Consider the following 10,254-nt stretch of genomic DNA (forward strand, 5'->3'; position numbering starts at 1 on the left):
ATCAATTCTATTTATCGAATAATATCTCCTTTCTTAAAAATTAAATATTAATTATTAGCTTTCCATTCATTAATTTGAGATTGCATTTCTGTAATTACTCTATCTATTCCCTGCTCTTTTAATTTAGCATTTAATTTTCCTAAATACTCTTCTACATCAACTGAACCACTATATAATGTTTGTTTAAATTCTTCTAAAACATTATTAATCGCTGCAAGTTCACTGGAAACTTTAGAAGCATCAAATTTAAATCCTAACGCTGGAGATACTTTTGCTTCATCATTAAATTCTTTAAAATCTTCCCATTTTGTTTCTGGTTCACTATCTAAAGTGTAAGTTATGAACAAGTTTCCTAACGCAAAATATGGTATTTCATATCTTCTTTGATCTGGGTTTAATATCTTTATACTGTTTTCACTAACTTTTTCATAGTGAACACCTTCTGATCCATAGTTAAGTAAATTTCTCAAATAAGGATCAGTGTTTAATAAAGTTAAAAATTCAAATGCTTTTTCTTTATTCTTAGAATTAGATGATATTGCAATTAGTGATCCTGTAGCTGAACCGTTTGTAACTAACGTATCAACAATTGGAGATGATACTACTTCATAACCTAAATCTTTAGACCAAATTTTTTCAGCATAAGGTTGACCATCACCTTTTGTTACTAATCTTTTAACTGATTTATCATCTTGAGCTGTAGCTGAATCGCCATTAATGTATCCTAATTGATAAAACCTTCTTAATGTTTCTAAATTCTTTTTCATTTCCTCAGTTTCAAACATATTTTTAATTGTTAAACTATCATCGTTAACTTCTACTCCAATAGGATCTACTAATTGATCAAAGAATACGGTATAAGAAAAACCTTTAGTTATATATAGAGGAACTACACCTGGTTCATTTTCTTTTATAATCTTAAGCCATGGTTCTAAATCTTCTAAAGTATGTATGTCTTGATAAGGAATATTGTATTTGTCAACATATTCTTTTGTAAATACCCACATAGGCGCAACACCTAATTCCTTTTGGTTTGGAACACCATAAATTTTTCCATGTATAGAAGCACCTTCCCAAAATCTTTCATCAATAGTTTCTTTCAATTTTTTTCCTTGCTCTGAGTCTAACAAATCATTTAATTCTAAAAAAGCTCCTTTTCTAGAATTTCCTAAATAATCTCCTGCCCATGACGAAGTGAATGCTAAATCGTACGGTTCTCCTGAATTAATAATAACAGATGTTTTTTGAGTATAATCACCAAAATCTATAAATTTCATATCCAAATGAACACCAATTTTTTCTTCCAGATACTTGTTAACTTCTGGTAAAACTTGACCGAAATCTTTAGGTTCAATACCTATACTGTACCAAGTTAATTCAGTTATCTTATTTCCATTTGAATCAACTTTACCTGAATTTGTACCACAACTTGTTAGTAAAACTAATGATAGCATACCTACGATTGTGGTTGATATTAACATGATAATTTTTTTAATTTTACTCATTTCCATTCCTCTCTCTTACAAATTAAACGTTTTAAATAACGTTTACAAACAAATTATAACATATGGATATCTTATTTTATAGTGTACTTATTCTACATTTACTTAAATTAATTTTTAAACTTTCAAATAAAAAGGCTCTTACACAATTTAAAGTGTAAAAGCCTTCAATATTATTATTTTAATTTTACTTTAAAAGTTTTAATTTCAAATGGTTTAATCATAAAGTGAATTTTATTTAAATCTATATTTACCTCTTCCAAATCTCTCTCTAATAAATTACACTCAGTTGCCTCACTTATTTCTCTAAAAAATTCTAACGTAACATTTGTTCTTTTATTATGGAATTCATACATTCTCACTATTAAATGATCTGAATCTTCAGCCTTCTTAATAACTTCAATCATTACATTTTCTTTATCAACTTTTACTAAACTCAATGAATCTTCAAGTTCACCCTCATGAGCTTCTTCAACTTTTGTAAATAATGGTGTATTTAATTCATAAGCTAGCTGAACAGTTTTTGAATTTTTCCACGTTCCTGTGTGAGCGTAAATTGAATAAGTAAAGAAATGTTCTTCTTTATCTGCATCTGGATTTGGATCGCAAGATGATTTTAATAATGTAAGCCTCATATTTCCATTTTTAATATCGTGTCCATACTTACAATTATTTAATAATGATACACCAAAATCTCCTTCAGATAAGTCTGCCCACTTATGTCCGCAAACTTCAAAACTTGCAACATCCCAAGAAGTATTGTTATGAGTTGATCTCGTAACATTTCCATATTGGATTTCATAAGTTGCTTCCTTTGCATTAATATCTACAGGAAACGCAGCCTTAACTAAAACATCTTTCTCTTTCCAATTAACATACGTATCAAAATCAACTCTCTCAAGATCATTATAGATATAAATTTTTTGAATAATTGTTGAATCTAGAAACTTTCTTTCAATTTCCAACGTACTTCTTATAGGACCTTCTTCAACAACTTCAATTCTTTGAACATCATCAATCTTCCACATTTTCTCTTTGTAATAAATATCTATATCCCAGTTATCAAAACACATTGGTTTATCTTCAAATGCTTGAATCTCATTTCCAATCGCACCTTCTTTGAGAATTTCTCTATTAGCTTCTTTATTGATAAAAGAAATTATTTGTCCTTTATCATCAAATTTCATTGAGAAAAATTTATTTTCAGCATAAGAAGTTGTAAGCTTAATATTTTTTTCATTACTATTTACACTTGATTCAACAATTTTAAATGCTTTATATCCGTTAGCTGGAATTGATTTTGCAAAGAATATAGCTTTATTTCCATCTATTCTTTGACAAACGATTTCTTCTCCTAAATCATTAACGACTGCTGGATTTTTAATGTCTTGAGGAACATCAAATGTTGCAATATCATCTCTTTCAAATCCTAAAGTATTAAACACAATAACACTTCTATCTTTCAAATTAATTTTGTTTACAACATTAATTATTCCATCACAAATCAATCCATTAACATTTTCTAGCAATTCTTTATACTCAACTTCCGTAACATCATACACCTCTTTGATTGATGAACCAGGTATAATGTCATGGAATTGATTTAACAAAATTGTTTCCCAAGAATTGTTTATATTTTCTTGTGGATAGCTATTTCCTAAAAGCATTGATAATGAATCAATTTTTTCTAACGCAACATATAGATTCTCACATTTTCTATTGTCCCTCTTATTTCTCGCCATAGAAGTATAAGTTCCTCTATGATATTCAAGATACAGTTCTCCAACCCACTTCGGTAACTTCTTATTGTTTGACACTTTCTCTTCTAATCTTTTAAAATAATCTAAAGCTGTTCCCATTTTAACTTTTGGTGCTCCAGGAATTCCTTTTGCAAGTCTTCTTCCATTCTCAAGCATTTCTAAGGTAGCTCCACCACCACCATCTCCCCATCCAAATGAAATTAATACGTCATTGTTAAGATTTTTATTTTGATATCTTCTCCAAGCTCCCATAACAGCATCAGGTTGAATATGTCCGTTGTAAGTTGTAAAATGTGAAGACCTATCTTGTCCTGGTCCAGTTGTAGTTATAAAATGAGTTAAAACTTCTGTACCATCAATACCTTGCCACATAAAAGTATCATTAGGAATTTTATTAAACTGATTCCACGCAATCTTTGTTGTCATAAAATAATTTACATCAGATTTTTTTAAAATTTGAGGAATAGCTGCAGAATATCCAAAAACATCTGGTAACCATAAAATTTCATTATCTACATTAAACTCTTCTTTAAAAAATCGTTTTCCATGAATTATTTGTCTAACTAAAGATTCTCCTGAAGTTACATTACAATCAGACTCTAACCACATAGCCCCTTCAGCTTCCCAAGTGCCTTCTTTAATTTTTTCCTTCACCTTTTCATAAACTTTTGGATGATCTTCCTTGAGCATTTTATAAAGCTGTGGCTGAGATGACATGAAAATATATTCCGGGTATTCCTCCATTAATTTTAATACAGTTGAAAAACTTCTTGCAACCTTCTCTCTAGTTTGAGCAACTGTCCATAGCCAAGCTACATCAATATGAGTATGACCAACACATGTAGCAATAACATCTTCATGTCCACACAACTCTCCATAAAATTTTTCATTTAAAAATTCATTTGATTGTTTGATGCTCCTATCATACTCTTCTGATTTTGGTTTCCTTAAATCAATTAAATTTATGGCATCATTTAAAACAGTAATCATATCTACTCTATTTTTATCTTCTTCATCTAACTCTTTGCATACATCTACCGGAACTTTTAGATTCCAATAAAGTTCCCTAGCTTCCATATCAATGATAACAAGTTTACCATACAATGTGGCTTTTTTATCTGCAAGCATTCCTGCATAAGCATGCAAATCAATTTCATACTTAGTGCCTGGAACAGCATCGTGAGTTAAAATTATTTCTCTATGATTTATATCAATACCTTGAATATGTTCACCATTAATATAAATAATAAATTGAGGATTTGTAGCATCCCAACCTTCATCAAAAGTTTTGAAATTAAGAGCAATTGTCTTACCTTTAAATTTTTCTGGAACTTCTACACTACATTTAAACCATCCATGACAATCTCGTCCTCCCCAAAGATCTCCAGTTTTAAATTCTCTCCACTGATTTTCTGGAGCATTTTTAATTAAATCAATGTTGTGGTAATTTCCTTCTATATACCTATAATTTTCTAAATTGATTTCATCTCTATATACATGCTTTGCAATTTCTCCACACGTCTTATCAATTCTTTCTAATAAGTAAAACATTTTCTGTTCTCCTTTACCTTAAATTTCTTACCTTTACATTAATTGATTGAACCTTATTCTTTTACAGCTCCAACTGTTAATCCACTTACAAAATATTTTTGGAAAAATGGATATGCAAGTATTATTGGTAATGTTGATATTACAACTATAGCCATTCTTACTGTATCTCTTGGTATTTTTGCAGCCTGTTCAACCGCTGTTGTACCTAAACTAGCAGAATTATTAGTTAAAAACTCTATAGATGTTTCTATTTTTATAAGCAAATATTGTAATGGAATCAAACTATTTTTATCTATATAAAGCATTGCATTAAACCAATCATTCCAAAATCCTAAAGTTAAAAACAATGCTATTGTAGTTATTGCTGGCAATGATATTGGTAAAACTATTTTTAAAAATAATACCAACTCAGAAGCTCCATCTATTTTAGCTGATTCAATTATAGCATCTGGAACTGTTGTCTTAAAAAATGTTCTAAGTATTATGATGTGAAATGAACTTACACAAATTGGTAATATAAGAGCCAATATATTATTTTTTAAATTTAAAAACCTTGTTACAACCAGATAAGATGCAACAATTCCACCAGAAAATAACATAGGTATAAATATTAACTTCGTAAAAAACTTTTTATATGCAAAACTTTTTCGTGATAAAGCATAAGCATACGTTGTCATTATAATTAATCCAAGTAAGGTTCCAACTATTGTAACAACTATAGTAACTCCATAAGCATTTAAAATATTGCTTCCTGATGTAAATATATATTTATATGCTTCTAAACTCCATTCCTCAGGCCAAAATTTATATCCATTTAATTGTAAAGATTCTTCACTTGTAAGTGATATTATTACTACAAAGAGAAATGGAACTATACATAAAGCTGCTAATATTGCAAATAATCCATTTAATAAAATATTTGTTGGTTTAGAAATTGCATTAAATTTATTAATTCTATCCTCTTCTTTATGGTTATTTTTTCTTTTAAACAAACCTTTTGTTTCGTTTTTCATTTCTACCACCGCCTTCATTTTTAGAAAAATGCATTTTCTTTATCTACTTTTCTAACTATTCCATTTGTAACCAAAATTAATATTAATCCTACAAAAGATTGATACAATCCAGCTGCTGCACTCATACCTATATTTCCTAAGTTAATAAGTCCTCTATAAACATATGTATCAATAACATTTGTTACTGGATATAACGCTCCTGAATCTTTAGGTAATTGGTAGAATAATCCAAAGTCAGCTCTAAATATTCCTCCGACTGCTGTTATGAACATAATTATTAATACAGGTTTCAACAATGGTAATGTAATATATTTTATTTGTTGCCATTTACTAGCACCATCTATCATTGCAGCTTCAAAATAAGACTTATCTATTCCACAAATTGAAGCTAAATAGACTACAGTTCCATAACCTACACCTTTCCACTGACTCATAAAAATTATTATAAATACCCAATATTTAGGTTCAGTATACCAAGATATTTTTTCTCCACCTAACGACGTAATTATGCTATTTATGTATCCTTTTTCTGGACTTAAAAACGTAAATAAACAATAACTTACTACTACCCATGATAAAAAATATGGTAGAAACATTGAACTTTGATAAAACTTTGATAATTTTTTATTTAATAATTCTTTCAAAAGTATTGCTAATGTTACAGGCAAAACTATTCCTAAAATTATAAATACTAAATTATAAAGAACGGTATTTCTAGTAATAAGCCACGCATCACTACTACCAAATAAAAATTTAAAATTATTAAATCCAACCCATTCACTTTTTATTAAACTTTCTAAAAATCCTCCATGAATTTTCCAATCTTTAAAAGCCAATGCTATTCCAAACATAGGAAGATATGCAAAAACTAAAAACCATAATGTTCCGGGTATTGTTAATAATAAAAGCTCTTTATTTTCCTTAAATTTTTTGAATTTTGATTTCTTATTCTTTTTATCGAAATTTTTAATTCTAGCCACCCTACTCACCCCTTTCTGTATAAACGTTTCCATAACTAACTCAAATATAACATATCTAATAAAATGATTTGAGTCTAAAAATTTTAGATTTAGTGAAGAAATTAGAGATTTAAAAAAATTTTAAAAAAAACAAAAAGACTCTTAACGAGTCTTTTAATTTAATAATTAATATCTTTTCATATCTCTAATTGTTGATGGAGAAACTCCAAAATATTTTTTAAATTTTCTATAAAAATAACTTGTATCAATATATCCAACTGATTTAGCTATATCATTAATTTTCATGTTAGTATTAAGTATAAGTTCTTTAGCTTTAGTATTTTTAATTTTATTTAAATATTCTGAAAATGAAACTCCAACTTCTTTATTGAATATTTGTCCTAAATAGGAACTATTTACGTTATATTTTTGGGCTAAAGTTTTTAAACTCAATTCCTCATAATATTTTTCATTTACAATACTAATTACTTGCTGTACTACAGGACTATATTTAATTCTATTATTATCATCCATTAACTCTATCAATTCTTTTAATTCACTTAAAACAAAAGATTTAACATTTTCTCGAGTACTTTCATTACATAATTTCACAATGATGTTACTTAAACTATCGTTTCTATATTTTCTATTTAATTTGAATTCTTCCAGTGTTTTATCTATTAAAAACAATATTTTTATAGATAAATCATATATATTTTTAGGATTCAATTTTTTGTTATCTAATATTTCATTTACATATTCTTCTAAAACATCAATATTTTTCTCTATAATTAATTTGTTTATCTTTTCAATTTCATTATTAAAAGTACGATTATATTCCTCAGTGTAATTTAATGAATGTCTATCTAAACATATATTGACTCCTTCAGTTAACATATATTTTTTTAAAGCATTTGCAATCTTATAACTAATTTCAATTTCATTCACATCACAAACTAAATCTCCTATAGATATAAAAACTTCTTCATTTAATTCGTTTATTATTTTATCTTTTATTTGTATATAATAATTTTTAATTTGGTCACTTGTAAAATCTTTATTCCATGAATTTATTAAAACAACTTGTCCGTCATATTTGTGTAATATTTCATATTCATTTCCAAAAATACTTTTAGCAATAGTATCTATTGGTGTGAATAAATCTTTTTCATTTTTCTTTATAATCATCAGAATTGCCACAGTATAATTTTTGTTTTCTAAAGAAATATTTAGATAATCTTTAATATTTATCAATTCTTCTTTTAAAATTTTTCTATTAAGATATTGAAATAAAATTCTATTTTTATTCAATATTTTACTTTCCTTAATTTTTTCATCACTTATATCTAGTACTATCTTTTTCAACACATTTTCAAGTTCTTCCTCATCTATGGGTTTTAAAATATAACTCTCTACCCCGTATTCTATTGCTGTTTTAGCGTAAGAAAATTCATCATAACCACTTAATATTATAAATTTAGTTTTATTGTTTATATTTGTAATTTTTTTTAATAAATCCAAACCTGTTAATTTAGGCATGTTTATATCTGTAATAATAATATCTACGGGATCTTTTTGAAATTTTTCAAATGCTTCCTCTCCATTATTTGCTATTTGAGTTACTTTTAACTCTAACTTATCCCATCCAATTATGTTTAAAAGTCCTTGAGTTATTAATTTTTCATCATCTACCAGCATAACTTTGTACACAGACAATTTACACTCCCTTACACGGTATTTTTACCATAACTATGTTTTCTTTGTCTTTTGTTTTAAATAAACGCACTCCATAAGCTTTACCGTACTCTAATATAATTCTTTCATGAACATTAATAATTCCTATAGAATCTCCTTCATACTTTCTATTTTTTATATTTTCGTTTAACAAACATAATTTAACATCATCAATTCCTTTACCATTATCAATAATTTTGATAATAATATCATTATCTTCTTTTGAAACTATAATCTTTAATATGTTGTCTTCATCTTCCAATCTAATTCCATGAATAAAATAATTTTCAACTAAAGGTTGAAGAGCAAATTTTATAATTTGCATCTGTTTAACTTCTTCATCACATTCAATAAAAAATTGAAAACTATCATAATATCTAAATTTAAAAATTTCAATATATTTTCTACAGTAATCTAACTCATTTTCTATAGAAATAATATTTTTCTCTTTCAACTGTTTTCTAAATAAAAATGATAATGTATATAACATTTTTCCAACTTCTTTATCACCATTACAAATCGCTTTCATTCTTATTGATTCCAGAGTATTATACAAAAAATGCGGATTAATTTGGCTCTGTAATGCAAGCATTTCACATTTTTTTTGTTCAAGTTCAGCTTTATAAATTTTATCAATATATTTATTTAAATCTTTACACATGTAATTAAAATTTTCTGCGATATAATTAATCTCATCTGAATCTGATGTTAATGATATTTCTACGTCTAAGTTACCATTTTTAACTTTATCCATAGCGTTTAAAATATTATTTGTTCTATCTCCTAAAACTTTTAATTTAAAATAAGATACTCCTTGAGATAATATAAACAATATCAGACCTATAAATATAAAAATTAGTATAGCATTTGGAAGATCTTCAAGTTCTTGAGCTTTTATTATAGAAATAGCTCTGATGTTTCCATCGCTGAGTATATTTTCAACATAATAAGAATCATCAAGCATTAATTTTTTGTTTTTTTCACTATTAATTACCTTTTCATAAAATATGTACGGTTCATAATTTAACATTTCCTTAGAATCATATATAACATATCCATTATTATCCAAAACAATAATGTTAGTTTTTCTATCATACTCTTCGTATATATAATTTAGATACCTTAAATCGTAAGTCAAAAGTATTAATCCTTCTTTTTTTAAATCTACAGGATTATTAATTTCTCTTATAAAACTTATTGTGTCTTTATCACTTATTGATTTCAATAATTCTCCATTGGTATAGAATTTATGTTGATCTATTTTTTTTACAGCAATTTGATTTAATCTATTAAATGTGCTTTGCTCATTTCTGTTAAAACTCACAAATGTAATTTCTTTCAAATTATCATTTTCTAAGAATGATAATTTTGTAAAATTTTCAATTCCCTTATAATAATAGTTATCACTATTAGATAATTTATCTATTTTATATTTCAAATAAGTTATAGTATCCATGTTCAAAAAATCAATTATATCTCTTATGATTAGTTCATCGATATAAATATCATTAACGAGGTTGTTAGAATGATCATAAATTTTATTTAATTCTTCGTTCACATCATTGACGACCTTTTCATTTATGTAAAATTGCATTTCCTTTACATTTCTGACTATATTTTTGACAAAATAAATATCCAAGGACACTATTAAAAATACAACCATTATTGTATTCATTATGAAAATACGTTTATAAACTGTAGATTTATTTTTTCTCATAAATATCATTCCCTCAGA

Annotated in this window: 6 protein-coding genes; all 6 read right to left on the bottom strand. The window is 26.6% G+C overall.

The genetic code is table 11. From position 1 onward, the window contains the following. Window positions 1–47: 47 nt before the first annotated feature. Window positions 48–1,505 carry an ABC transporter substrate-binding protein gene (locus A6P36_RS05715; RefSeq protein ID WP_066761854.1) on the bottom strand — a complete coding sequence of 486 codons (1,458 nt, stop codon included), beginning with the start codon at window positions 1,503–1,505 and terminating at the stop codon, window positions 48–50. A gap of 173 nt (window positions 1,506–1,678) precedes the next feature. Then, window positions 1,679–4,813, bottom strand: coding sequence for an alpha-mannosidase (locus A6P36_RS05720; RefSeq protein ID WP_066761860.1), 3,135 nt, complete (start codon window positions 4,811–4,813; stop codon window positions 1,679–1,681). A 53-nt stretch (window positions 4,814–4,866) separates the two neighbouring features. Next, window positions 4,867–5,826 (bottom strand): carbohydrate ABC transporter permease, encoded by a 960-nt coding sequence (locus A6P36_RS05725; RefSeq protein WP_066761861.1) that lies wholly within the window; start codon window positions 5,824–5,826, stop codon window positions 4,867–4,869. 20 nt (window positions 5,827–5,846) lie between these two features. Then, a complete protein-coding gene (locus A6P36_RS05730) occupies window positions 5,847–6,806 on the bottom strand; it encodes an ABC transporter permease (protein WP_082917635.1) in 960 nt (319 codons plus the stop codon). A 165-nt stretch (window positions 6,807–6,971) separates the two neighbouring features. After that, window positions 6,972–8,495: a response regulator transcription factor gene (locus A6P36_RS05735; RefSeq protein WP_066761870.1), complete on the bottom strand. Its 1,524-nt coding sequence runs from the start codon at window positions 8,493–8,495 to the stop codon at window positions 6,972–6,974. 7 nt (window positions 8,496–8,502) lie between these two features. Next, window positions 8,503–10,254, bottom strand: a 1,752-nt coding sequence (locus A6P36_RS05740; RefSeq protein WP_242861671.1) for a sensor histidine kinase, incomplete at its 5' end; no start/stop codon positions are given.

Source organism: Candidatus Arthromitus sp. SFB-turkey (assembly GCF_001655775.1).
In the GTDB taxonomy this organism is placed as follows: Bacteria; Bacillota; Clostridia; order Clostridiales; family Clostridiaceae; genus Dwaynesavagella; species Dwaynesavagella gallinarum.

Coding starts and splice junctions, on each gene's coding strand:
- A6P36_RS05715 (WP_066761854.1), bottom strand. CDS start 1,505: ATGAGTAAAATTAAAAAAATTATCATGTTAATATCAACCACAATCGTA.
- A6P36_RS05720 (WP_066761860.1), bottom strand. CDS start 4,813: ATGTTTTACTTATTAGAAAGAATTGATAAGACGTGTGGAGAAATTGCA.
- A6P36_RS05725 (WP_066761861.1), bottom strand. CDS start 5,826: ATGAAAAACGAAACAAAAGGTTTGTTTAAAAGAAAAAATAACCATAAA.